Annotated in this window: 22 protein-coding genes; 15 read left to right on the top strand and 7 right to left on the bottom strand. The window is 58.5% G+C overall.

All coding sequences use genetic code 11. From position 1 onward, the window contains the following. A partial coding sequence (locus J3353_RS10625) for an MATE family efflux transporter (RefSeq protein ID WP_207684827.1) occupies nucleotides 1-1327 on the top strand: 1327 nt, incomplete at its 5' end. 42 nt (nucleotides 1328-1369) lie between these two features. Here the strand turns inward: J3353_RS10625 and J3353_RS10620 are convergent. Next, entirely contained in the window at nucleotides 1370-1912 is a 543-nt protein-coding gene (locus J3353_RS10620; protein ID WP_207684826.1) for a GNAT family N-acetyltransferase, read from the bottom strand. Nucleotides 1913-2099: 187 nt separating this feature from the next. On the opposite strand from J3353_RS10620, the gene J3353_RS10615 reads away from it, so the two are divergent. The 3 genes from J3353_RS10615 to J3353_RS10605 are packed head-to-tail and all read left to right on the top strand — an operon-like array spanning nucleotide 2100 to nucleotide 4250. Beyond that, nucleotides 2100-2855, top strand: coding sequence for a GntR family transcriptional regulator (locus J3353_RS10615; protein WP_005934447.1), 756 nt, complete (start codon nucleotides 2100-2102; stop codon nucleotides 2853-2855). Between the two features lie 14 nt (nucleotides 2856-2869). Next, nucleotides 2870-3811, top strand: coding sequence for an aspartate carbamoyltransferase (pyrB, locus tag J3353_RS10610; RefSeq protein WP_207684825.1), 942 nt, complete (start codon nucleotides 2870-2872; stop codon nucleotides 3809-3811). A 1-nt stretch (nucleotide 3812) separates the two neighbouring features. After that, on the top strand, nucleotides 3813-4250 hold the full coding sequence (locus tag J3353_RS10605) for an aspartate carbamoyltransferase regulatory subunit (RefSeq protein WP_005934452.1): 438 nt from the start codon (nucleotides 3813-3815) through the stop codon (nucleotides 4248-4250). Between the two features lie 481 nt (nucleotides 4251-4731). Here the strand turns inward: J3353_RS10605 and J3353_RS10600 are convergent, their stop codons facing one another. The 3 genes from J3353_RS10600 to J3353_RS10590 all read right to left on the bottom strand — a co-directional run bounded on the left by J3353_RS10600 (nucleotide 4732) and on the right by J3353_RS10590 (nucleotide 8280). Further along, nucleotides 4732-6021, bottom strand: coding sequence for a sensor histidine kinase (locus J3353_RS10600; protein ID WP_207684824.1), 1290 nt, complete (start codon nucleotides 6019-6021; stop codon nucleotides 4732-4734). After that, entirely contained in the window at nucleotides 6014-6739 is a 726-nt protein-coding gene (locus J3353_RS10595; RefSeq protein ID WP_242700923.1) for a LytTR family DNA-binding domain-containing protein, read from the bottom strand. Before J3353_RS10595 ends, J3353_RS10600 begins: the two co-directional genes overlap by 8 nt. 170 nt (nucleotides 6740-6909) lie before the next feature. After that, the gene (locus J3353_RS10590; protein ID WP_156065802.1) at nucleotides 6910-8280 is read right to left on the bottom strand and encodes a sodium-dependent transporter; all 1371 of its coding nucleotides are present in this window, start codon (nucleotides 8278-8280) and stop codon (nucleotides 6910-6912) included. A gap of 186 nt (nucleotides 8281-8466) precedes the next feature. Between J3353_RS10590 and J3353_RS10585 the strand changes: the two genes are divergently transcribed. The 5 genes from J3353_RS10585 to J3353_RS10565 all read left to right on the top strand — a co-directional run bounded on the left by J3353_RS10585 (nucleotide 8467) and on the right by J3353_RS10565 (nucleotide 11095). Then, nucleotides 8467-9012 carry an RNA polymerase sigma factor gene (locus J3353_RS10585; RefSeq protein ID WP_005934461.1) on the top strand — a complete coding sequence of 182 codons (546 nt, stop codon included), beginning with the start codon at nucleotides 8467-8469 and terminating at the stop codon, nucleotides 9010-9012. Continuing rightward, nucleotides 9002-9346: a hypothetical protein gene (locus J3353_RS10580; protein WP_207684822.1), complete on the top strand. Its 345-nt coding sequence runs from the start codon at nucleotides 9002-9004 to the stop codon at nucleotides 9344-9346. The genes J3353_RS10585 and J3353_RS10580 overlap by 11 nt, the downstream gene beginning before the upstream one ends. After that, nucleotides 9336-9956, top strand: coding sequence for a hypothetical protein (locus tag J3353_RS10575; protein WP_207684821.1), 621 nt, complete (start codon nucleotides 9336-9338; stop codon nucleotides 9954-9956). Before J3353_RS10580 ends, J3353_RS10575 begins: the two co-directional genes overlap by 11 nt. After that, complete coding sequence (locus J3353_RS10570; protein ID WP_005934466.1) at nucleotides 9943-10584, top strand: PrsW family glutamic-type intramembrane protease; 642 nt, start codon at nucleotides 9943-9945, stop codon at nucleotides 10582-10584. Before J3353_RS10575 ends, J3353_RS10570 begins: the two co-directional genes overlap by 14 nt. Nucleotides 10585-10729: 145 nt before the next feature. Further along, complete coding sequence (locus tag J3353_RS10565; RefSeq protein WP_207684820.1) at nucleotides 10730-11095, top strand: hypothetical protein; 366 nt, start codon at nucleotides 10730-10732, stop codon at nucleotides 11093-11095. Between the two features lie 140 nt (nucleotides 11096-11235). Here the strand turns inward: J3353_RS10565 and J3353_RS10560 are convergent, their stop codons facing one another. Then, a complete protein-coding gene (locus tag J3353_RS10560) occupies nucleotides 11236-12843 on the bottom strand; it encodes an MBL fold metallo-hydrolase RNA specificity domain-containing protein (RefSeq protein WP_005934470.1) in 1608 nt (535 codons plus the stop codon). 207 nt (nucleotides 12844-13050) lie between these two features. On the opposite strand from J3353_RS10560, the gene typA reads away from it, so the two are divergent. Next, complete coding sequence (gene typA / locus J3353_RS10555; RefSeq protein ID WP_097771893.1) at nucleotides 13051-14874, top strand: translational GTPase TypA; 1824 nt, start codon at nucleotides 13051-13053, stop codon at nucleotides 14872-14874. 79 nt (nucleotides 14875-14953) lie between these two features. On the opposite strand, the gene J3353_RS10550 is transcribed toward typA, so the two are convergent. Next, entirely contained in the window at nucleotides 14954-15982 is a 1029-nt protein-coding gene (locus J3353_RS10550; RefSeq protein WP_035394488.1) for a GDSL-type esterase/lipase family protein, read from the bottom strand. Between the two features lie 374 nt (nucleotides 15983-16356). On the opposite strand from J3353_RS10550, the gene J3353_RS10545 reads away from it, so the two are divergent. After that, entirely contained in the window at nucleotides 16357-17580 is a 1224-nt protein-coding gene (locus tag J3353_RS10545) for a 6-phosphofructokinase (RefSeq protein WP_005934476.1), read from the top strand. A gap of 94 nt (nucleotides 17581-17674) precedes the next feature. After that, the gene (locus tag J3353_RS10540) at nucleotides 17675-18901 is read left to right on the top strand and encodes a 6-phosphofructokinase (protein ID WP_097771220.1); all 1227 of its coding nucleotides are present in this window, start codon (nucleotides 17675-17677) and stop codon (nucleotides 18899-18901) included. Between the two features lie 82 nt (nucleotides 18902-18983). On the opposite strand, the gene J3353_RS10535 is transcribed toward J3353_RS10540, so the two are convergent. After that, entirely contained in the window at nucleotides 18984-19811 is an 828-nt protein-coding gene (locus J3353_RS10535) for an RNA methyltransferase (protein WP_005934478.1), read from the bottom strand. A 183-nt stretch (nucleotides 19812-19994) separates the two neighbouring features. Here J3353_RS10535 and J3353_RS10530 point away from each other — a divergent pair, with 183 nt between their 5' ends. The 3 genes from J3353_RS10530 to J3353_RS10520 all read left to right on the top strand — a co-directional run bounded on the left by J3353_RS10530 (nucleotide 19995) and on the right by J3353_RS10520 (nucleotide 22353). After that, nucleotides 19995-20711, top strand: coding sequence for a YoaK family protein (locus J3353_RS10530; RefSeq protein WP_207684819.1), 717 nt, complete (start codon nucleotides 19995-19997; stop codon nucleotides 20709-20711). 187 nt (nucleotides 20712-20898) lie between these two features. Next, nucleotides 20899-21372 (top strand): RNA polymerase sigma factor, encoded by a 474-nt coding sequence (locus J3353_RS10525; protein WP_207684818.1) that lies wholly within the window; start codon nucleotides 20899-20901, stop codon nucleotides 21370-21372. Then, nucleotides 21373-22353, top strand: coding sequence for a hypothetical protein (locus J3353_RS10520; RefSeq protein WP_207684817.1), 981 nt, complete (start codon nucleotides 21373-21375; stop codon nucleotides 22351-22353). The last annotated feature ends 27 nt before the right edge of the window (nucleotides 22354-22380 follow it).

Here is a 22380-nt window from a genome sequence, read left to right as displayed (position 1 = left end):
GAAAAAGATCATCCTGTTTTCCCTGCCGCTGGCGGCATCCAGCTTTTTGCAGCTGCTGTTCAATGCTGCCGATGTGGTCGTGGTGGGCCGGTTCGTCGGCAGCGCCGCGCTGGCAGCAGTTGGTTCCAACGGTGCGCTCATCAACCTGCTGGTCAACCTGTTTGTCGGCCTTGCGCTGGGTGCAAACGTTGTGGCTGCCCGCTGCTATGGCGCAAAGGATGACCAGGGCGTGCACGAAGCGGTGCAGACCGCTGTTACCCTGAGCCTTGTGGGCGGCGTACTGATGGCTTTTGTGGGCTTTTTTGCAGCCCACGGCCTGCTGGAACTGATGTCCAGCCCCGAGGATGTCATTGACCTTGCCACCCTTTACCTGAAGATCTACTTCATCGGAATGCCGATGACCATGCTGTACAACTTCAACGCCTCCCTGCTGCGTGCCGTGGGCGACACCCGCCGCCCGCTGGTCTGTCTGGCGGTGGCAGGTGTCATCAATGTGGTGCTGAACCTGCTGTTCGTCATCGTGTTCCAGATGAGCGTGGCGGGTGTTGCGCTGGCCACCATCCTCAGCCAGACGGTATCCGCCATTATGGTCACGGTGCTGCTGGTCAAGGAAGAGGGTGCCATGCACCTTGACCTGCGGCATCTGGGCTTCCACAAGAAAGCCCTGCTGCAGATCATCCAGATCGGCCTGCCCGCCGGTCTGCAGAGCACCGTGTTCAGCCTGTCCAACGTGGTGATCCAGTCGGCTATCAATTCCTTTGGCTCCACGGTCGTGGCCGGAAACTCTGCCGCATCCAACCTCGAGGGCTTCATCTACACCGGCATGAATGCCTTTGCGCAGGCGGCCGTGACCTTTACCAGCCAGAACGTGGGTGCCCGCCGGTACGACAACCTCGACCGCGTCATGCGCAACTGTCTGCTCTGCGTCACTGTGGCGGGCCTGTTCCTGGGCTGCGGCGCTTACTTTGGCGGTGAGGTCCTGCTGCACTTCTACTCCACGGATGAAGCCGTGGTGGCTGCCGGCCTGTCCCGGATGCAGATCATCTGCACTGCCTACTTCCTGTGCGGCATAATGGACACTCTGGCCAGCTGCCTGCGCGGCCGCGGCTACTCGGTGATTCCCATGATCGTCAGTCTGGTGGGCAGCTGCCTGCTCCGTCTGGTCTGGATCGCAACTATCTTCCGGATGTTCCGCTCTACCGGCACGCTGTACATCAGCTATCCCCTCAGCTGGGCCCTGACCGCAGGGGTGCATCTCATTTGCCTGCTGGTCGTGCGCAAAAAGATGAACGATCAGCTGAAGGAAGAGAGCCGCCTGGCCACCTAACAAAAAACGCTCTCCTGTGCTCAGCAGGAGGGCATTTTTTGTTTACAGCATCTTCTTTAACAGATATCGGTCATACCCGCCGTACATCTCACGGCGGTCGGCAATGACAAAACCGCAGGCAAGGGCATTGTTCAGGCTGTATTGATTCTCCGGGCTGACGGTGGCCCCGATGCCCACGATGCCGGGCCGGACAAGGGGCAGCGCAGCTTCCAGCAGCTTCCGCTGCAGGCCGTTGCCCCGCCAGTCCGGGTGGACCACCGCGCTGTCTGCATTGGCCCAGTGCTCCCACTCCTCCCGGGGCACCCCCAGAAAGGCCGCATAGTTGTGCGCGCTCCGGCCACAGTAGCGCAGGATAAAGTACGCCCCCAGCCGTTCGCCGTCGTATGCCCCGATGCACAGGTCCTCCCTCAGGTAGGCCGTGATATTCTCCAGTGTGTCCGGCACAAACTGCTCCGGGTGGGGCATGGCGGCCCGCACTTCGTTCTGCAAAGCAAAGAATGCGGCGGCATCCGCAGGGCTGCACCGGCGCAGGCGAATGGGAAGCTGTGCAGGCCGGCCACACACTTTTTGCAATATCAGTTCCATTTTGTGAACCCTCCAAAAATAAAATCATACTTTCTGCTGGATTCCAGTATAATTACCATTCAAAATAAAGTCAAATCATGCTATAATGAAAGTAAGAGAATCTGTCCGGCGCAGCTTTTGGGATGCAGGGCAGGTTTTCCCAAGTCCAGGCGGGCACTGCCCCGCCCGCGAACCGGAGGAACAGCCCATGAAAGAATCCAGCTCTTCGTCATCCATCCGCCTGGGCGGTGCGGTCATCAGTGACCGTGTCGTCGCGGCGCTTCTGGAAGAACTGCGCACCGGCCGCTACGCCGATGCCGACCGCCTGCCCGCCGAGGTCGATCTGGCCGCGGAACTCGGTGTCAGCCGTACCGTGATCCGGGACGCGCTGAGCGAGATGGAGCGCGCCGGTTACATCGAGCGTGTGCGCGGCATTGGCACAGTGGTCAACCGCACCGTGCTCGGCCTGCGCAGCCGCCTTGACCAGAAGCTGGAATATTACCCGCTGATCCGCAGCTTTGGCAGCTACCCCCACGCCGATGGCATCCAGATCTATCCCATCCGCGCCGGGGCCGAACTTGCCCGGGATCTTGCCATTGCACCGGGGGATGAGGTCATCTGCATCAAAAAACGCATCCTGGCCGACACCACCCCGGTCATCTACTCCATCGATTATCTGCCCCGCGCCCTCTTTGGCAGCCGGGACTACACCCGTATCGACCTGAGCGGCGGCGTGTTTGATATCCTGGAGCAGGAATGCAACCAGCAGATCTCTTCGAATGTGGCCCACCTCAAGGCCAGCTGCGGCGACGAGGCCATCCGGGCTGCCATGCGTCTTGCCCCCGGCGAGGCCATGCTGCTGCTGGACGAGATCTGCTTCAACCGTCTGTGCCACCCGGTCATGCGCTCACTGAGTTATTACACGAATTTCTTCGATTTTTCCATTCTACGAAAATTACTTTGACGGAGGTAAAATTCATGCGCCATCTCATCGATCCCTTGGATTTCAGCCAGGAGGAGATCACCTCTCTGCTGGATCTGGCCGACCGCATCCGCTCCGATCCTGCCGCTTACCAGGACGTTGCGGCTCACAAAAAGCTTGCCACCTTGTTCTATGAGCCGTCTACCCGCACCCGCCTTTCCTTTGAGGCGGCCATGCTGAACCTGGGCGGCCATGTGCTGGGCTTCCCGAGCGAGAGCGTCTGCAGCGCTTCCAAGGGAGAAAGCGTTGCAGATACCATCCGTGTGGTCTCCTGCTATGCTGATATCGTGGCAATGCGCCATCCCAAAGAAGGCGCACCGTTCCGCGCTTCCCGCTACTCCCGCATCCCGGTCATCAATGCCGGTGACGGCGGCCACCAGCACCCCACCCAGACCATGACCGATCTGATGACCATCCGCACCCGGATGGGTCGGCTGGATAATCTGACCATCGGCCTGTGCGGCGATCTGAAGTTCGGCCGCACCGTCCATTCTCTCATCAAGACCATGGCACGCTGCAAGAACATCCGCTTTGTGCTCATCAGCCCCGAGGAGCTGCGGGTGCCCGACTACATCATCAAGGACGTGCTGGAAGCCAACGGCATCGAGTACCGTGAGACCCGGAGCCTGGAGGAATCCATGCCCGAGCTGGATATCCTGTACATGACCCGTGTGCAGAAGGAGCGTTTCTTCAACGAGGAGGATTACATCCGCCTGAAGAACAGCTACATCCTGACCAGCGAAAAGATGGCCCTTGCCAAGCCTGAAATGGCAGTGCTGCATCCCCTGCCCCGCGTGAACGAGATCGCACTGGATGTGGACAACGACCCCCGTGCTGCCTACTTTGAGCAGGTGCAGAACGGCGTATACATCCGCATGGCACTGATCATGACGCTGCTGGGTCTTGCCGACCCCAAGGCACCGAAGGAGGGCAACTGATATGCTGAATATTGACGAGATCCAGAACGGCATTGTGATCGACCACATCAAGGCAGGCACCGCTGTGGGCCTGATGGAGCTGCTGGGCATCACCGGCAACAAGACCGCCAACGTGGCACTGATCCAGAATGCGCGCTCCCACAAGGCCGACTGCGGCCGCAAGGACATCATCAAGGTCGAGGGGGATGCCTCCTGGCTGAACCTGGATGTGCTGGCCTACCTCGACCCTGACATCAGCGTGACCGTGATCGAAAACGGCAAGGCTGTGCGCAAGGAAAAACCGAAGCCCCCCAAGCGTCTGGTGAACATTGTGCGGTGCCGCAATCCCCGCTGCATCTCCTCCATTGAAGAGGAATGCGACCAGATCTTTGAGATGAGCTCCAACGGCAAATACCGCTGCATCTACTGTGAGCAGGAGCTGCAGGTGAAGCCGGAATAATCGGTACAAAAGCAAAAGGCAGTGCGTCCCACGCGGCGCACTGCCTTTTTTTGTTTGCTACACGAAATCCTCCCGCATCGGAGTGAAGATATCCAGCAGGATGCCCGCTTCCGTGCAGGTGCAGCCATGCTCCACACCGTCCTCCTTCCGGCCCGATCTCAAACAAAAAAAAGCCCGACAAAGCTCCCTCCGGCAGCACCGCCCGGCATCCCATTCCCACATACGATGCCGTGCAGGTGCAGTGCATTCAGAAGGTCTCTATCTGCAGCAATCCCCCAAGATCGCCATTCAGAGCTTCGTCAGACTTTTTATTCGTAAAGACGTTCCGGCCCACGCACACACGCCTGCGATCCCGGATGTTCCTTCCTCTGTCGGCCGCAAACCATACAGCGGGGAGGCGCTCCTGCCTTTAACTTGATTTCATTGTAGCAGATTCCAATGAAACTTTCACCCCAAATGTCATATTCTGCAGGGTTTCATGTCATAATTTGCGGAGCGGGATGGTGCAGGTAAAGCGGAACCAGCACCCCCGGCAGCTGATGGTATATTCGCCGCCGTATTTTTTCAGCACATCCCGCACGTTCCACAGCCCGAAGCCGTGGCCCGCCCCTTTCTGAGAGATGCGGGGCAGCTGACCGTCCACGAGGTTCAGGTCCTTTTTCACCCGGTTGCGTACAGAGAGCACCACCTCGTCCTCGCTCTTCCGCATCCGCACATAGACCTCCGGCGGATCAGCCTGCGCGGCGGCCTCAATGGCATTGTTGAGCAGATTGGAGAGCACGATCACAAGATCCGTCTGGCCCATGGGCATATCCCGCAGATCGGGCAGATCAAAATAGACCATGACCCCTTTTCGGCTGGCTTCCTCGTACTTTTTGCTGAGCAGAGCATCCAATAAAGGGTTATGGGTGTTCATAATGGTGGTATTCGCCGCAATGGTCTTTGTGAGCGTGGAGAGGTAGGCCTTTGCGCCCTCGTAATCGCCCTGCTGGAGCAGCAGAGCCAGTGCCTCGGTGTGGTTGGTGAACTCATGGGTCAGCCGCCGCTGGGTCTTGTAGGATTCCAGAAGAGCTTCTGCGCTCTTCTTCTGGCGCACAGCCTCCACCATCAGTGTCTGCTGCAGCAGCATCTGGTCGTTGACCATCTGCACGATCCCCAGATGGATCAGCACTGCTATGGTCAGACCAAAGGTCAGCATCATGTTCATCATGCTGGGCACTTCACTGCCGCCGGATACCATCAGCACGATGTTCAGCACCACAACGATGCCAGGAAAAAAGGACATGACCAGCATCTGCAGCGGGGTCAACGCCTGCTCCCGCCGCCAGCGCCGGATAATGTAGGCTGCAAGCAGGCCAGCCCCCACAACAGCAGCTACCAGCAGGAACAGACAGCTGCGGTAGCGCCAGACCTCCCGGACGGGAATGTGCTTACACCAGGCAAAGGTGTAGCTGACTGTATTTTCCGTCAGCAGGCACATAATGCCGTTGACAAGGCAGGCCGAGAGCTTCTGGTTCCAGCTTCCACCGAAAAAGAGCACCGTAACCAACAGGTAGATGATGTTCAATATCACAGATCCGATATTGAAAAAACCAATGTCATGCCGGATCGAGGCCGCCAGAAATACTGCTGCCAGCAGGGCTGCCCACAGGCAGGGGAAGCGGAATCTCCTGCCGCGGCCCAGAAATGCATAGTTCACCATGATAAAGGCCGCCCACTGGCCAATGCAGACCAGATGCCCCATCAGAAGCCAGAGCATTTCCTTAGTCATCCCCAAACTGCCCCTTCCATTCCAGATAGGTTCTGCGGATCTCAGCATAGCCGTTCCGGCTCACGCCCAGCTTGACCCCATTGCGCAGGGTGACCATATAGCTGCTGATCTGCCGGATGTACTTCATATTGACCACCGCGCTCCGCCCCACCCGCAGAAAGCCGTTCTCAAACAGGGCCTGCGGCAGCTCGTTCAGCTTGCCATAGTAGGAGCACAGGGGCTGATGAGCCACATCTCCGTAAACGTTGATCTTGCGCAGGTCGCTTTCGAGGTAGTAGATGCTGTCGTAGGGCAGCTCAGTCTCGGTGCGGTTCTGCCGGATGGTCAGGGTCTTGGGAGTCCGGTGATCCTGCTCGTGCAGAATGGCATCCAGACAGCGGGGCAGCTGGCAGTCCAGATCGCGCTTGAGGATATAGCGGAACGCATTCACGGTGTAGCCCTCCGGGGCAAATTCCAGATAGGCCGACACATACACCAGGCAGATCTCCGGGCTGCATTGGCGCAGCTGCTTTCCCAGTGAGATGCCGTTCATGGTGTCCAGATCCACATCCAGCAGCGCCACCTGATACAGATCAAGGTCCCGCCGGGCCAGTGTCTCTTCCCCGCTGTGGCAGACGGTGCATTCCACCTGCAGGCCCCGCCGCGCAAAGAAATCCCGGACGAGCGTTTCCACGCGGGCAGCAAATACCGCATCATCATCACAGATCAAAATGTGCATTGTGTCCTCCAACAAAAACGCCCTCTCCGCCAGTGCGTCCGCCTCTCCCAAAGGGCGAGGCAATTGCTGCTCTGACTTCAGGCTGTGCAAGTTGCTTCCCCATCAGATGCGTTGGCTCCCCCCTTGGGGAGCTGGCGAGCGAATGCGAGACTGAGAGGGTTTATTTCCTCTTAAGCAAAGAACTTGTCGTAGATGCCAAAGGCGAAGATGAACAGCACGATCACGGGCAGACCGTAGGTCAGGTAACCGCGCATCCAATCGTGGATCTTCAGCCCCTTGCCGGTGTTGACCTCTTTTTTATAGTTGTCCCAGCCCCAGCCATAGCGGGAAACGCAGAACAGCAGGTAGACCAGGCTGCCCAGCGGCAGGAACAGGTTACTGACAAGGAAATCCTCGAAGTCCAGCACTGCACCGCCAAACACGGCAAAGCCATCCCAGGCCCAGAGGTTATACCCCAGCACGCAGGGCATGGACAGCAGGATGATGAGGAACAGGTTGACCAGACTGGACTTTTTACGAGTGCAGCCAGTCAGCTCCATGCCGCAGCAGATGATGTTCTCAAACACCGCCAGCACAGTGGACAGGGCAGCAAATGCCATGAACAGGAAGAACAGGCTGCCCCACAGCCGCCCCAGCGCCATGTTGGCAAAAATATTGGGCAGGGTGATGAAGATCAGGCTGGGACCTGCGGTCTGATCCACACCAAAGGTAAAGCAGGCCGGGAAGATGATGAGACCGGCCGTGATGGCCACAAAGGTATCCAGCACCACCACACGGACGCTCTCGCCCAGCAGGGAGTGCTCCTTGCCGATGTAGCTGCCAAAAATAGACATAGCACCGATGCCCAGGCTCAGGGTGAAGAAGGCCTGATTCATCGCACCCACCAGGGTGTTGACGATGCCAACCTCCTTCATACGGCCAAAGTCAGGCACCAGGAAGAAGGAAAGGCCCTCCTTTGCGCCGTCCATGAAGAGGCTGTTCACGGCCAGAATGACCATGATGAGGAGCAGAGCGATCATCATGCCCTTGGTCACACGCTCCAGACCATTCTGCAGGCCCTTAGCGCAGACCAGAATGCTCAGAACGACCACGAACACCATCCAGAAGGTCATAATGCCGGGGCTTGCCAGCATCTCGGTGAACTTGCCCGCCACCTCGTCTGCGTTCAAGCCGGAGAGCTTTCCGGCGGCAGTCATATAGAAATAGTGCAGCATCCAGCCTGCAACGGTGGTGTAGAACATCATCAGCAGGTAACAGCCGATCAGGGTAAAATAGCCGTGGATATGCCACTTTTGGCCCGGCTTTTCCAGCACCTGATAGGCGCGCACCGGGCTTTTGCGGCTGGCACGGCCCACAGCAAATTCCATGGTCATAATGGGCAGACCCAGAATGACCAGGAACAGCAGGTAAAACAGTACAAAGGCTCCTCCGCCGCCCTGACCTGCCATATAAGGAAATTTCCACACGTTGCCAATGCCGATGGCACAGCCTGCCGACAGCAGGATGAAGCCCAGCCGCGATTTCAGCGTTTCACGTTCCATAATAAATTTGTCCCCTCCAATAATTTCAGCCGCCCGCCTTCTGCACGAAAAACAGGCGAAATCAGTTTATTATATCACAAATTGGAAGAGAATGGAGTGCTTTTTCGTATTTTCCCTTGCAAATTTCTTTCATCTTATATAAAATAGACAAGATGAAATGTGTACAACACGGAAAGGAACAACCGGATGGTCTCAGACGAAACAGCCTACCGGAAGTATCTGGCCGGAGACGAAGCTGCCGCTCAGCTGTTGGTGGAGCGGTATGGCGACGCGCTGACCCTTTACATCAACGGCGTGCTGGGCGATATCCACGAGGCAGAGGATCTGATGATCGAAGCCTTTGCCCATATTTTTGCAAGAGAGCGGCCCATTCAGGATGGCTGCTTCAAGGCTTACCTCTATAAAACCGGACGCAATCTCGCATTGCGCTGCAAGACCCGGCGGCGGTTTTTTCTGCCGCTGGAGGAACTGCCTTTTGAACTGCCGGACGAGGCACTGGCCGAAACCGGGCTGTTCCAGAACGAACAGCACCAGCAGCTGTACGCCGCACTGGGCAAGCTCAAAAAGGAATACCGGGAGACACTTTTTCTGGTCTATTTTGAAGAACTGAGCTACCGGCAGGCCGCACAGGTGCTGGGACGCACCGAGCAGCAGGTAACGAACCTTGTGTACCGGGGCAAGCAGCAGCTGAAACAACTTTTGGAACAGGAGGGATATCAGTATGAAAACTGATGCCGAACGGATGGCGCTGATCCGCCAGCGCACGGCCCAGCTGCAGCGTCAGGCGCGCGCACGGCAGATGCTGCTGATCGATGCAGGCTGTATGGCGGCCTGTCTGGCGCTGGTGGTCTGCCTGGGCCTTGCCATGCCCGGCTGGGCAGGCACATCGGTCGCGCTGCATGTTTCCCCCACCGGCACCGCCGGGATGCTGAGTGAGCGCGGAGCCGACGGTTATATCCTGGTGGGCGTACTCTCGTTCCTGCTGGGCTCCTGCGTGACCATCCTGCTCTACCGCCTGCGCCGCAGCAGTGAAAAGAAGCACACGAGGGACGACGATGAGCTTTGAGATCATTGACAACACCTTTCAGGTGATCGTGCTGGCTGCGATGGCGCTCCTCGCCTTTCTCCTCGCCTTCCGGCGCAGCAGCCGCTCCTGCCTGATCCTGGCGTTCGGCTACGCCAGCTTTATGATGGGCACTTTGTACTACCTGCTCCATCTGATCATTCTGGGCCATGGGCCGCAGGTGTTTTATGTGGCCGAATGCTCCTGGATGGCCTCGTATTTCTTTTTTCTCTCGCTGGAGATCCTCTATTGGGAGGGCCTGCGCCCGCCGTTCTCCCCTTTTGCGCTGGCGGCCGGGGTGGTCATTGCCGGAGTTGTCATGCGGGTGCAGGTGTTTGGCCCCTCTCCGCTGATGTCCGGCGCGCTGGCGCTCACCTTTGGCGCGCTGGCCTATCTCTGTTTTTCGGCTCTGCAAAAGGAAAAACGACTCCGGCCTTATGAGATCGCACTTTTGTTTGAAATGTCTTTGCAGGTCCTTCTGTTCGTTGCCTCCGAGTTCATCCGTGATTACACCCGGTTCAGCCTTTACTATGCTGTGGACATCCTGTTGACCCTCACGCTGGTCAGCTTCCTGCCCCATATCCTGCGGGAGGAGCCCCATGACCTACATTGAAAACATCTTTTTGTGCCTGGCGCTTCCCATGCTGCTCTCCCTGCTGTTCACATCGGGCAGCCCCCGGCGCTTTACCCTGTTCGTGGTGCTGGGCATGGCCACCTGCCTGCTTTCGGCTTATGTCAGCAGCTTTTTCATGGGGCGGCACCAGTGCAGTGCCGTGACCACCGCCATTGAGATTGCACCTGTCTGCGAGGAGATCCTGAAGCTGCTGCCTCTGCTGCTCTACTTTTTGATCTTTGAGCCGGATTCCCACAAGCTGACTCCTGCGGCCATTGGCATTGCAGTGGGCTTTGCTACCTTTGAAAACGTCTGCTACCTGACCGAAAACGGTGCAGGAAGTTTTGTTTTCCTGCTCATCCGCGGCATGTCCGCCGGGGCCCTGCATCTGGTCTGCGGCATCCTGACCGGTCTGGCACTGGCCTATGTGTTCCGCCGTCCGTGGCTCACCTGCACCGGCACGGTGGGGATTCTGGGGGTCTGCATGGTGCTGCACGGCATCTACAACCTGCTGATCACCGCCGACGGCTTCTGGCAGATGGTCGGGTATTTCTTTCCCTCTGCCATCATCGTCACCCTGTTTGCGGCAAGGCTGCTCCACAGGGGCAGGCACACTGTTTTTCACTGACCGTTTCCCGCTCTTTTCCGGAGCGGGAAATTTTTTTGAACTTTTTTCAAATTTGGGTGAAAGGAATCGGCGCGAACTGTATTATAGGAGATAGAGAGGACGGAAAGCAGCCGCTCTGATGATCTCTCAAAAGGAGGGACTGTCCATGACCCAGAAGGCGAGTGTTCGTATGGAGGAAATTCGCCGCCGCACACGCAGGCTTCGTCAAAGGCGGGCACATCGAATCAACTGCACTCTCTCCGCAGTTTGTCTGTTTTTGACAGTCGGCATTGCATCCCTGCTGTATCAGGAGCATGTTCCGGGTCTTTCCATCGTTCTGGCCGGGTACGGCTCGGTGCTGCTGCACAGCGGCGCTGATGCTTATATCGTGGTCAGCGTCGGCTCCTTTGTCACCGGCGTTGTATTCACGTTGCTCGGCATCCGGTACAGGCGGTACAAAGCACTGCACCGCCCCTTCTCCCCGGATGCTGCAGACAAGGCTTCCTCCCAAAGCCTCTCTGACGACCAGTAGCGCCCTCCATGCTCTTCTCCCACACACTTTTCTCCATACCCCGAAAAGGCTCTGCCGTTTCTCCCGGCAGAGCCTTTTCCCTTTTAACCAAAAACAGCACGCCGAAACCGAACGGCGTGCTGTTTTTTCTGGTTCTATGGTTATCTGTCCCACTTGTCGCACAGGGCGTTGATCTGGTCGGCAAACTTGGCAAGGTCCTTGTTGGCCCCGCCCTCGTTGTGCTCGATGACGCGGAGCAGCCGCTTGCCAGCGCTGACCAGCCGCTGGAACACCGTTGCGGCGCGGGACGCGCCCTCGCTGGGCTTGTGCTCCAGCCGGACACGGGAGCCTTCCTGCAGGCAGACCGCACCCTCGGCCCCAATGGCCCACTGCTCCCCATTGTAAGGGGCACAGGCGGTAAAGCCCTGCTCGGTCAGGGTCTGGGCAAAGATGTTCTCCACCTCGTCCTCGCCATGGATGACAAACACCCGCTTGGGCTTGGGGCTGAACGCGTTCACCCAGGCCAGCAGGCCCTCGCGGTCGGCATGGCCCGAAAGGCCCGTCAGCTGACAGATCTCTGCCTGCACGTCGATGGTCTCACCGAACAGCTTGACATTGACGGCACCATCGATCAGGGTGCGGCCCAGCGTTCCCACGGCCTGATAGCCCACAAAAAGGATCGTGCACTCCGGCCGCCACAGATTGTGCTTGAGGTGGTGGCGGATGCGGCCTGCCTCGCACATGCCGCTGGCCGAGATGATGACCTTGGGCACCCGGTCGGCGTTGATCATCCGGGACTCATCGCTGGTCACGCTGACCTGCAGCCCCGGGAACTGGATGGGGTCGATGCCCTGGGCCAGCAGCGCCCGAGTATCCTCGTCAAAGCAGTCGGGGTCGGTATCTTTGAAGATGCGGGTCGCCTCAATGGCAAGGGGGCTGTCGATGTAGACCGGGAAATTGCCGTGGCCGGTGACCAGACCCTCTTTTTTGATTTCACGGATAAAGTAGAGCAGCTCCTGGGTACGGCCCACCGCAAAGCTGGGGATGACCACATTGCCGCCCCGGTCAAAGGTGCGCTGCAGGATCCTGCTCAGCTCCCCCACATAGTCCGGGCGGGGACCGTGGCTGCGGTCGCCATACGTAGACTCCATAAACACATAGTCCGCGTCCCGGATCGTTGTCGGGTCCTTGATGATGGGCTGATGCTGGTTGCCGATGTCTCCGGAAAAGACCAGCTTGGTGGTGGTGCCGCTCTCAGTGACCCAGATCTCGATGCTGGAAGAGCCCAGCAGATGGCCCACATCGATGAAGCGGATCACAAGGCCCGGGGCCAGTTCGATCTTAGTGTTATACTCCATGCCCCGGAACAGCTGCATGGCCGCCTCGGCATCCTGCACGGTGTACATCGGCTCCACCGGCTCGGCACCGGCACGCTTCGCCTTGCGGTTCTTCCACTCAGCTTCAAACTCCTGAATGTGGGCAGAGTCCCGCAGCATGATGCTGCACAGCTGAGTCGTGGGCTTGGTGGCATAGATCCTGCCCCGGAAGCCGTTGCGCACCAGCAGCGGCAGCTGGCCTGTGTGGTCGATATGCGCATGGGTCACCAGCACGCCGTCAATTTCACCCGGTGCCACAGGAAAGGGCTGGTTCTCGTAAACATCCTTCCCCTGCTCCATACCGCAGTCGATGAGGTAGCGCTGCCCAGCTGCTTCCAGCAGGGTGCAGCTGCCCGTGACCTCGTGGTTGGCTCCCAAAAATGTGAGCTTCATAGATACACCTCCCAGTTCGGTTTTGCACCCTTAGTATAGCATAACTCGCCGCGTCCATCTGCCCAAATCGTGTAAAGAGTTATCGGGCAAAGCGCTGAAATTTTGAAAAAGTTTTTATACAATCTTGACAAACCACCCCCAACTGAGATAAACTTTATTCGTATGACGTAACTTCTACAGAGATTCAAAATAGAGAGGTAGTTATTTATGGTTCGTAACGATTTGCGCAACGTCGCCATTATCGCTCACGTTGACCACGGCAAGACCACGCTGGTGGATGCCATGCTGCGTCAGAGCGGCGCTTTCCGTGACAATCAGGTCGTGGCAGAGCGTGTCATGGACAGCGGCGATATCGAGCGTGAGCGCGGTATCACCATTCTGGCCAAGAACTGCTCCTGCACCTACAAGGGTGTCAAGATCAACATCGTTGATACCCCGGGCCACGCCGACTTTGGCGGCGAGGTCGAGCGCGTGCTGAAGATGGTCAACGGCGTGCTGCTGCTGGTGGACGCTGCTGAGGGCTGCATGCCCCAGACCCGTTTTGTTCTGCAGAAGGCTCTGCAGCAGAACCTGAGCCTGGTGGTTGCCATCAACAAGATCGACCGCCCCGATGCCCGCATCAAGGAAGTCATCGATGAGGTGCTTTACCTGCTGATGGATCTGGGCGCTTCCGATGAGCAGTTGGAATGCCCCATCCTGTTCTGCTGCGGCCGTCAGGGCACCGCAAGCCTGGACCCCGATGTGCCCGGCACCGACCTGATCCCCCTGTTCGATACCCTGCTGGACACCATCCAGCCTCCTCAGGGCGATCCCGAGGCTCCCTTCCAGATGCTGGTCTCCTCTGTTGACTACAACGAGTTCGTTGGCCGCATCGGCATTGGCCGCATCCAGAACGGCGTTGCCAAGGTCGGCGAGGAAGTGGTCGTGTGCGACTGGCACAACCCCGACCTGAAGATGCGCGGCCGCCTGACCAAGCTGTACGATTTCCAGGCCAATGGCCGCCAGCCCTGCGACAACATCACCGCAGGCGATATCGTTGCATTCTCCGGCCTGCCCGATGTCACCATCGGCAACACGCTGTGTGCTCCCTCTCAGGTTGAGCCGCTGCCCTTCGTGAAGATCAACGACCCCACCGTGGAAATGACCTTCTCCGTCAACGACAGCCCCCTGGCCGGCCGTGAGGGCAAGTACGTCACCAGCCGCCAGATCCGTGACCGCCTGCAGAAAGAGCTGCTGAAGGACGTTGCTCTGAAGGTGGAGGATTCTCCCACCACCGATTCCTTCCGCGTTATGGGCCGTGGTGAGATGCACCTGTCCATCCTGATCGAGACCATGCGCCGTGAAGGCTACGAGCTGCAGGTCTCTCCCCCGCACGTTCTGACCAAGGTCATCGACGGCAAGACCTACGAGCCCATGGAGCACGTTGTCATCGACGTTCCCACCCAGTATCAGGGTGCTGTGATGACCGGCCTGGGCCAGCGCAAAGCCGTCCTGCAGCAGATGGAGTCCCTGGGCACCGACCGTGTCCGCCTGGAGTTCCGGATGCCCAGCCGCGGCCTGTTCGGCTACCGCAACCAGTTCCTGACCGATACCCACGGTGAAGGCATCCTCAACCAGATCTTTGATGGCTACGATGTCTGGGCCGGTATGATCGCCAACCGTTCCACCGGTTCTCTGGTCAGCTTTGAGACCGGCGATGCCGTTACCTACGGCCTGTACAACGCGCAGCAGCGCGGCACCCTGCTGGTGGGCGCTGGCGAAAAGGTCTACGAGGGCATGGTCATCGGCTACACCGCTTCCGGCGAGGATGTGGATGTCAACGTCTGCAAGACCAAGCACCTGACCAATACCCGCGCTTCCGGCTCCGATGACGCTCTGCGCCTGATCCCCGTCAGCAAGCTGAGCCTGGAGGGCTGCCTGGAGTTCCTGGCACAGGATGAGCTGCTGGAGGTCACCCCTGAGAATCTGCGCATCCGCAAGCAGATCCTGAACCACGACCAGCGCATGAAGGCCAAGAGCAAGCTGAAGTAAGCTGCTTCCCTTCCCGATCAACATAAAAAACGGCATCGCAAACCGATCGGTCTGCGATGCCGTTTTTGTGTTTCGCTCTTTATTCAGCGCTGTATGCGCTGCCCATAGTCCAGGAGTTGGAAGCCGAATACTTTGCGTGGTTGCGCAGGTAGGTGACCCAGGCACCATAGCCGTTTCCGGCCGAGAAGTGGACTCCATCCGGAGCCGCCAGCATCTCCTTCAGATTCCCGTTCTCATCGGCAAAGGTCTCCCACAGGTCAAGGTAGACACAGCCCTTGTCTGCAGCCAGTTTTGCCAGCTGCTCGTTCACAGAGCGCAGGACATCGGACGCAAGACCGGGCTTTTCCGCAGCGGCCTGGGGCCGCACCGGCGGGATGGACTGGACATAGATGACGCAGCCGGGCAGGGCCTGCCTGAGCTGATCCAGCATCTGGCCATAGTAGGCCAGAAAGCGGTCTGCTGCCCCCAGCGTGGTCAGCGTGTTGGTGCCCAGCAGGATATAGAGCTTTTTCGGCTGGGCCGCAGTCAGCACATCCATTGCCACCTCTGAGCCGCGCACGCTGCTCTTGACCGCGCTGCGGTTCACGATGGCATCGGGGCCCACACCGGTATAGCCGCAGATGAGCGCCCCACCCAGGTTGATGCTGTAATCGGAAAAGCCCACGGTCAGGCTGTCGCCCAGCAGGGCCGCATCCGAAAAGTAACTCAGATCCACCTGCCCACAGCTGGGCTGACGGATCACGCTGCTGTCATACGCCTTGACCTGGTAGGCCCCCGCTGCCTGCCGGGCGGGGCCGAACTGTTCCAGCGTGACAGCCGCCGCATCGTCGGCTCCACTGCCTTCCCCTGCCGTACCGCCGGCGCTGTCTGCCGCAGAGGCTCCCGTATCTCCCTGCATGGGCAGCGGAGCCAGGATATTGGCCGCTGTGCCCGCCGCCGGGCTTTGCTGGACAGCCTCGCTCTGCTTTTCGCCATTTTCCAGAATGGCCGTGATGGCCAGCGACAGCAGCAGGATCGCTGCAATGATTCCCGCCAGCCGCAGGCCGGTGCCTGCCTTGCTGCGCCGTCTCCGGCCATGGGTGGAATGATATTCGTGTGAGATTCCCATTCTCTTTCCCGCCTTTCCCTGTTTTCTTTTCTCTATCATTACGGTCAGTATCCCCGAAAAATTGCAAAGTTTGCATTCTGCACTCCGACCGACCCTGTGTTTTTGTAGGATACGCCAAATATTGTATCATAATTTTTTTGCCCGTGCAACCAATCAGGTCTTGCATACAACAGAGAAATAGTTTACAATAGTATTGTTGCAGGAATTGCACAGTTTTCATTGAATCAGATGCACATCCTGCATTCTTTTTGTACGACTTGCGGCGCGCATCCGCAATCTCCTTCCCCGGGCAGTGCAGGGCTCTGGGAGGACACAGAAGGACTTGCCGCGCTTTGCAGGACGTGAAATGTTGTTCTTTTGGATAAGGAGGACGTATGTCAAAAAATGTCATCATCGGCCAGAGCGGCGGCCCTACCGCCGTTATCAATTCCAGCCTGGCAGGCGTATACAAAGCTGCCTGCAGTCTGGGAGCCGATAAGGTCTACGGAATGAAGTACGGCATCGAGGGCCTTTTAAAGGAAGAGATGCTGGAACTGAACGTTCTGCTGGATGACCGCATGAGCATTGAGCTGCTCAAGCGCACCCCGTCCAGCTATCTGGGCAGCTGCCGCTACAAGCTGCCGGACCCGGACGTGGACTCTACCCCGTTCATCAAGCTGTTCACCCTGTTTGACAAGTACGATATCTGTGCACTGTTCTACATCGGCGGCAATGACTCGATGGACACCATTGCAAAGCTCTCCCGTTACGGTGCCCAGGTGGGCAGCAGCGTCCGGTTCATCGGTGTGCCCAAGACCATCGACAACGACCTCTGCCTGACCGACCACACCCCCGGCTACGGCTCTGCCGCCAAGTACATTGCCACCATCCTGAAGGAGGTCATCCGTGACTCCTCCGTTTACAACATCCGCAGCGTAACGGTGGCCGAGATCATGGGCCGCCACGCGGGCTGGCTGGCCGGTGCGGCCTGTCTGGCCGGCGGCGATGACTGCGAAGGCCCCGACCTCATTCTGCTGCCCGAAGTTCCCTTTGACCCGGACAGGTTCCTGACCCGGGTGGACGAGCTGCAGCGGGTCAAGCCCAATGTCATCATTGCAGCCAGCGAGGGTGTTAAGACAGCCGACGGCACCTATCTGTGCGATCTGGTCTCCACCGCCGGGCAGCTGGATGCCTTTGGCCACAAGGCCATCCTCAGCGGCACCAGCCGGTACCTTTCCGATCTCATCCACGACAACCTGAACTGCAAGAGCCGTGCCATCGAGTTCTCGACCCTGCAGCGCTGCGCCAGCCATCTGGCCAGCCGCACCGATGTGAACGAGGCCTATGCCGTGGGCGGCGCTGCCGCTTCCGCTGCCTTTGCGGGCGAGACCGGGCGGATGATCTCGCTCAAGCGCATTTCCGATTACCCCTACCAGTGCATCACCGAGTCCGTGGATGTCCAGCAGGTGGCAAACCTGGAGAAAAAGGTGCCGCTGGACTGGATCACCCCGGACGGAATGCAAGTGACGGCGGCATTTGAGGAGTATGCCCGTCCGCTCATCCTGGACGAAGTAACACCGGTCTATGTCAACGGCACCCCGCGCCATATCTGCCTGTAAGTTTCATTTGCGCGCTTCCTCCCCCCTCGTGGTCTGTTTTCGTGCTCCTGCACGATAATATAAAAGCCGAAACAGAAGAAAAGGAGAAATCATCATGGGTAAAAATGCAATCGTTGGTCAGTCTGGCGGCCCTACCTCCGTCATCAATGCAAGTCTGGCAGGCGTATTCGAGAGCTGCAAGAGCCGCGGCGCTGAGATCGTTTACGGCATGTGCAACGGCGTTGCCGGTCTGCTGGAGGAGCGCGTGGTGGATCTTTCCACCGTGCTGACCGATGACCTGGATATCGAGCTGCTCAAGCGCACCCCGTCCAGCTTCCTGGGCAGCTGCCGCTATAAGCTGCCCGATTGGCACGATGACGAGACCGTTTACAAGAAGCTGTTCGCCATCCTGGAAAAGCTGAACATTGGCTACTTCTTCTACATTGGCGGCAACGACTCCATGGATACCATCGGCAAGCTGGCTGAATACGGCAACCGCATCCAGAGCGACATCCGCTTCATGGGCGTTCCCAAGACCATCGATAACGACCTGATGGTGACCGACCACACCCCCGGCTACGGCTCTGCGGCAAAGTACATCGGTGTGGTGATGAAGGAGATCATCCGCGATGCCACCGTTTACGGCACCAATTATGTCACCGTGGTCGAGATCATGGGCCGCAACGCCGGCTGGCTGACCGCTGCTGCCTCTCTGGCCAAGAGCGATGACTGCGAGGGCGTGGATATGATCTGCCTGCCCGAGGTCCCCTTCAACGTGGAGCACTTCATTGAGAAGGTCCGCGCCATGCAGGAGAAGAAGCCCAGCATCGTAATCGCTGTTTCCGAGGGTGTCAAGCTCGAGGACGGTCGTTATGTCTGTGAGCTGGCCGATGATGTGCACGCAGTGGACGCTTTCGGCCACAAGGCACTGACTGGTACCGCACGCTATCTGGCGAATGTGGTCGCCCGCAATCTGGATACCAAGACCCGCTGTATCGAGCTGTCTACCCTGCAGCGCTGCGCCGGTCACCTGACCAGCCGCACCGACATCACCGAGGCTTACCAGGTGGGCGGCGCTGCTGCCAAGGCTGCCTTTGAGGGTGTCACCGGTCAGATGGTCGCCCTGAAGCGCATCTCCAACAGCCCCTATCAGTACATCACCGAGCTGCACCCCATCAGTGAAGTTGCAAACCTCGAGAAGAAGGTTCCCCTGAGCTGGATGAACGAGAATCACACCCAGATGACCGAGGAATTCCTCGAGTATGCCCGCCCGCTGATCCAGGCTGAGCTGACTCCGCTGTACATTGCAGGTCTGCCCCACCACATCTACATGAAAAAGTAATTTCTCCTTTGAATCCTTCTAAGGCATAGCAAAACTCCCGCCCGGCTCCGGGCGGGAGTTTTGTTGCTGTATGGCTTATGAATTACTGTTTTCCCAGCTGCCAGAACGCCACGGCGCTGGCGGCGGCAACGTTCAGGGAATCGACCCCGTGGGACATGGGGATCTTGACTGTGTAATCGCAGGATGCGATGGTAGTATGGGAAAGGCCGTCTCCCTCCGTGCCCAGCACAATGGCAAGCTTCGGCTCCCGGGCAAGGGCTTCGTCATCGATGCTGACCGAACGGTCACTCAAGGCCATGGCAGCCGTCTTGAAGCCCAGGGCATTCAGCTGAGCAAGCCCCTTTTCGGGCCAATCAGCAGGCGTTTCACCGATCTGCGCCCAGGGCACCTGAAATACCGTACCCATACTCACGCGCACGGCCCGGCGGCAGAGCGGGTCACAGCAGGAGGGATTGACGAGAACTGCGTCCATGTTCAGCGCTGCCGCGCTGCGGAAGATGGCACCCACGTTGGTGGAATCCACAATGCCCTCCAGCACGGCCACCCGCCGGGCGTTCCGGCAGAGCTCCTCCACGGTGCGGGGCTTCGGACGTTGAAAGGCGCAGAGCACGCCCCGGGTCAGCTCGTAGCCTGTCAGTGCAGCCAGCAGCTCCCGGTCAGCAGTATAAATGGGTGCATCCCCGCAGCGGGTCAGGATCTCCGCCGCTGGGCCGGTGATCTGCCTGCGCTCCATCAGCAGGGAGACCGGCACAAAGCCTGCATCCAGTGCCCGGGAGATCACCTTGGGGCTCTCGGCAATGAAGATGCCTTTTTCGGGTTCCAGCCGACTGCGCAGCTGGTTCTGCGTCAGGCGGGCGTAGGGGTCCAGCTCCGGCGCGTGAAAATCCGTGATCTCGATGATATTGGGCATGGGGAGATTCTCCTTTTTCTGTATGAATGGTCTTATTGTAGCACAACCCGGATGCAATTGCAAAATACATGGCAGGCATATTCGTTTTACATAGTCAAAACCGCCAAAAATCACCTTTTGTTTTTGACAAATCCGTCAACCCGCGCTATAGTATAGAGGTAAAAAAACAGAGGGGGAATTTGTATGAATTCCAAGAAAAAGCGCCGCGGCCAGATGTCGGAAGCCTTCTGCACGGCAATGTTCCTTTCACTGTCCGGCGGCCTGCAGGACGTATACACCTATCTGTTCCGGGGCAAGGTGTTTGCCAACGCCCAGACCGGCAACATCGTGCTGATGGCTGTCCATGCCTTTGCCGGGGAGTGGGGGCATGTGCTGCATTATCTTGTGCCCCTGTGCTTCTTTGCACTGGGCGTGTTCGCGGCAGAGCTGATGCACCAGAAGCTGCAGAATCTGCAGCGGCTCCACTGGCGGCAGCTGGTGGTGCTGTGTGAGATCGTGATGCTGTTCGTGGTGGGCTTTTTCCCGCAGGAGTGGAATCTTATGGCCAACGCACTGGTCTCGTTTGCCTGTGCGATGCAGGTGCAGACCTTCCGCAAGGTGAACGGTTATGCCTTTGCCAGCACCATGTGCATCGGCAACATGCGCAGCGGCATGGACTCCCTCTGCAGCTGGGTGCTCAACCGCAATCCTGCCGCCCTGAAAAAATCCCTTTATTACTGGGGCATCATCCTCCTGTTTGCGCTGGGCGCGGGCCTGGGCAGCCTGGCGCTGGATCTCTGCGGCGCAAAGGCCATCTGGTTCTCCTGCCTGCTGCTGGCCGTCAGCTTCTGCCTGATGTTCCTGAAAGAAGATGTGGAAGAGATCAAAGAAGATCTTGAAGCACTGGAAGCAAAACATTAAATAAAACATTAAATCAAGGAGTTCCCCTCAGTTTCACGCTGTTTACCGCCATGCCAAAGGCTCCCCTGGTAGGGGAGCTGGCGAGCGCCAGCAAGACTGAGGGTTTATTTTTCTCCGGATCTATCCAACACTTCCCCGGTCTCCTTCGTCTTACAGGCAGAACGACGCAATGAAAGGAGGAAGCCCCATGTGGGAGCTGCTGTACGAGACCTTCTGGGACAGGCTGGAGCATTTCTGTTTCAATCTCTGCCGGGACGAAGCCCGGGCGGAGGATCTGACCCAGGAAGTCTTTCTGCGGGCACTGCAGAACCGGAGCCTTATCAACAGCTTTACGGAACGGCAGTGCAAGGCCTGGCTGTTTACCACTGCACGGAATCTCTACTGCGACCAGCTCCGCCGGACGGCAAAGGAGGAGCAGCTGCTCAGCACCTTTTTCCCGGAAGAGGACAGTGCTGAACCGGATTCCGCGCTGGACACAGTGGAAGCCGCCAGTCTGCTGGCTCTGCTCACCCCGGAAGAACGGCGGCTGTTCACCCTGCGCTATACAGCGGGCTACAATGCCAGCGAGATCGGTCAGCTGCTCTGTCTCCCGCCCGGCACGGTCCGCAGCCGCCTTGCCCAGATACGCCATCGCCTCAAAACTGAACTTACGGAGGATTAAATGATGAAAAAGAACCTGAACGTGGACGCTATGATCCTGGACCTGCGCAATGTGCAGGAGGATTTTCTTGACCGCTATGAGCAGATCAAGCTGGACTGCATGATCGCGCTGACCTCGCCCCGGGTGCAGGCGCTCCTGAGCCAGCACAACATTTCTCTGGATTCGATGCTCTGCAAAAATGTCCCGGAGGAGGTCTCGGTGGGTGTGGTCAATGGCAAGGTCACGCTGAGCTCTGCCAGCCAGACCGCCGCCGGGCAGGTACTGGTGGTCAACGGCAAGCTGATGATCACACCGGATGCTGCGGAGGTTTTACAGAAATACGCCTGCATTCTGGTCAACGGTATGATCTACTGCCCGCAGTGCCTCTCGGCAGTGGTATCCGCCCGCTGCATCCTGAACGGAAAGCTGGCGGTCTACCCCGATGATGCAGTGCTCCTGCCGGGAAGCTCCATCAAGCTAGACAACACCTTCCTGCTGCGGGCGCAAAGCCGCCTGTACTGGAATGAACATCGCTTCCTGGCGGTTGACCCCAGGCTCGACACTGCCGCACTGGCCGCAAAGGGCTGCAGCTTTTCCGCTCCAAAGGCCATCCTGTGCGCAAGCCTTGCGCCCGTTCTGGCCCCGCTCTTCCCGGATTCCACCGAGCTGATCATCGTGCCGGACGGCACCGCCGTGGTGGAAGACGACCTGGAGCTGACCGCCTCTTCCCTGCGCCGGTATGGCACCCGTCTCTATGTGCTGGGTGATGCTGTCATCCCCGCAGAGAGCGCAGGCCTGCTGGCTCAGATCGAATTCCTGCATGTTACCGGTGAAGTAGAGCTGCCTGATGCTCTGGAAGCAGCCTTCTTTGCCATCCCTGAGCTGGAATGCGGCAAAGTAGTCCACGAGGACGCTCTGCCCAAACAGACCCGCGCCAAAGCAAAGGATGAGGAGCCCGATCCGGATACCGTGACCCTCAGCGGCATCCAGCTGACCCTGTAATCCGCACTGTTCCTCCCTGCCCCGCTC

This window comes from Faecalibacterium sp. Marseille-Q4137, from assembly GCF_017377535.1.
Classification (GTDB): domain Bacteria; phylum Bacillota; class Clostridia; order Oscillospirales; family Ruminococcaceae; genus Faecalibacterium; species Faecalibacterium duncaniae.
Note: the sequence above shows the minus strand (reverse complement) of the source record. Positions and strands in the feature narration are given on the sequence as shown.

What these genes read in the sequence shown, in the direction of transcription:
- J3353_RS10620 (WP_207684826.1), bottom strand. Translation starts at nt 1,912, where the DNA reads ATGGAACTGATATTGCAAAAAGTGTGTGGCCGGCCTGCACAGCTTCCC.
- J3353_RS10615 (WP_005934447.1), top strand. Translation starts at nt 2,100, where the DNA reads ATGAAAGAATCCAGCTCTTCGTCATCCATCCGCCTGGGCGGTGCGGTC.
- pyrB (WP_207684825.1), top strand. Translation starts at nt 2,870, where the DNA reads ATGCGCCATCTCATCGATCCCTTGGATTTCAGCCAGGAGGAGATCACC.
- J3353_RS10605 (WP_005934452.1), top strand. Translation starts at nt 3,813, where the DNA reads ATGCTGAATATTGACGAGATCCAGAACGGCATTGTGATCGACCACATC.
- J3353_RS10600 (WP_207684824.1), bottom strand. Translation starts at nt 6,021, where the DNA reads ATGACTAAGGAAATGCTCTGGCTTCTGATGGGGCATCTGGTCTGCATT.
- J3353_RS10595 (WP_242700923.1), bottom strand. Translation starts at nt 6,739, where the DNA reads ATGCACATTTTGATCTGTGATGATGATGCGGTATTTGCTGCCCGCGTG.
- J3353_RS10590 (WP_156065802.1), bottom strand. Translation starts at nt 8,280, where the DNA reads ATGGAACGTGAAACGCTGAAATCGCGGCTGGGCTTCATCCTGCTGTCG.
- J3353_RS10585 (WP_005934461.1), top strand. Translation starts at nt 8,467, where the DNA reads ATGGTCTCAGACGAAACAGCCTACCGGAAGTATCTGGCCGGAGACGAA.
- J3353_RS10580 (WP_207684822.1), top strand. Translation starts at nt 9,002, where the DNA reads ATGAAAACTGATGCCGAACGGATGGCGCTGATCCGCCAGCGCACGGCC.
- J3353_RS10575 (WP_207684821.1), top strand. Translation starts at nt 9,336, where the DNA reads ATGAGCTTTGAGATCATTGACAACACCTTTCAGGTGATCGTGCTGGCT.
- J3353_RS10570 (WP_005934466.1), top strand. Translation starts at nt 9,943, where the DNA reads ATGACCTACATTGAAAACATCTTTTTGTGCCTGGCGCTTCCCATGCTG.
- J3353_RS10565 (WP_207684820.1), top strand. Translation starts at nt 10,730, where the DNA reads ATGACCCAGAAGGCGAGTGTTCGTATGGAGGAAATTCGCCGCCGCACA.
- J3353_RS10560 (WP_005934470.1), bottom strand. Translation starts at nt 12,843, where the DNA reads ATGAAGCTCACATTTTTGGGAGCCAACCACGAGGTCACGGGCAGCTGC.
- typA (WP_097771893.1), top strand. Translation starts at nt 13,051, where the DNA reads ATGGTTCGTAACGATTTGCGCAACGTCGCCATTATCGCTCACGTTGAC.
- J3353_RS10550 (WP_035394488.1), bottom strand. Translation starts at nt 15,982, where the DNA reads ATGGGAATCTCACACGAATATCATTCCACCCATGGCCGGAGACGGCGC.
- J3353_RS10545 (WP_005934476.1), top strand. Translation starts at nt 16,357, where the DNA reads ATGTCAAAAAATGTCATCATCGGCCAGAGCGGCGGCCCTACCGCCGTT.
- J3353_RS10540 (WP_097771220.1), top strand. Translation starts at nt 17,675, where the DNA reads ATGGGTAAAAATGCAATCGTTGGTCAGTCTGGCGGCCCTACCTCCGTC.
- J3353_RS10535 (WP_005934478.1), bottom strand. Translation starts at nt 19,811, where the DNA reads ATGCCCAATATCATCGAGATCACGGATTTTCACGCGCCGGAGCTGGAC.
- J3353_RS10530 (WP_207684819.1), top strand. Translation starts at nt 19,995, where the DNA reads ATGAATTCCAAGAAAAAGCGCCGCGGCCAGATGTCGGAAGCCTTCTGC.
- J3353_RS10525 (WP_207684818.1), top strand. Translation starts at nt 20,899, where the DNA reads ATGTGGGAGCTGCTGTACGAGACCTTCTGGGACAGGCTGGAGCATTTC.
- J3353_RS10520 (WP_207684817.1), top strand. Translation starts at nt 21,373, where the DNA reads ATGATGAAAAAGAACCTGAACGTGGACGCTATGATCCTGGACCTGCGC.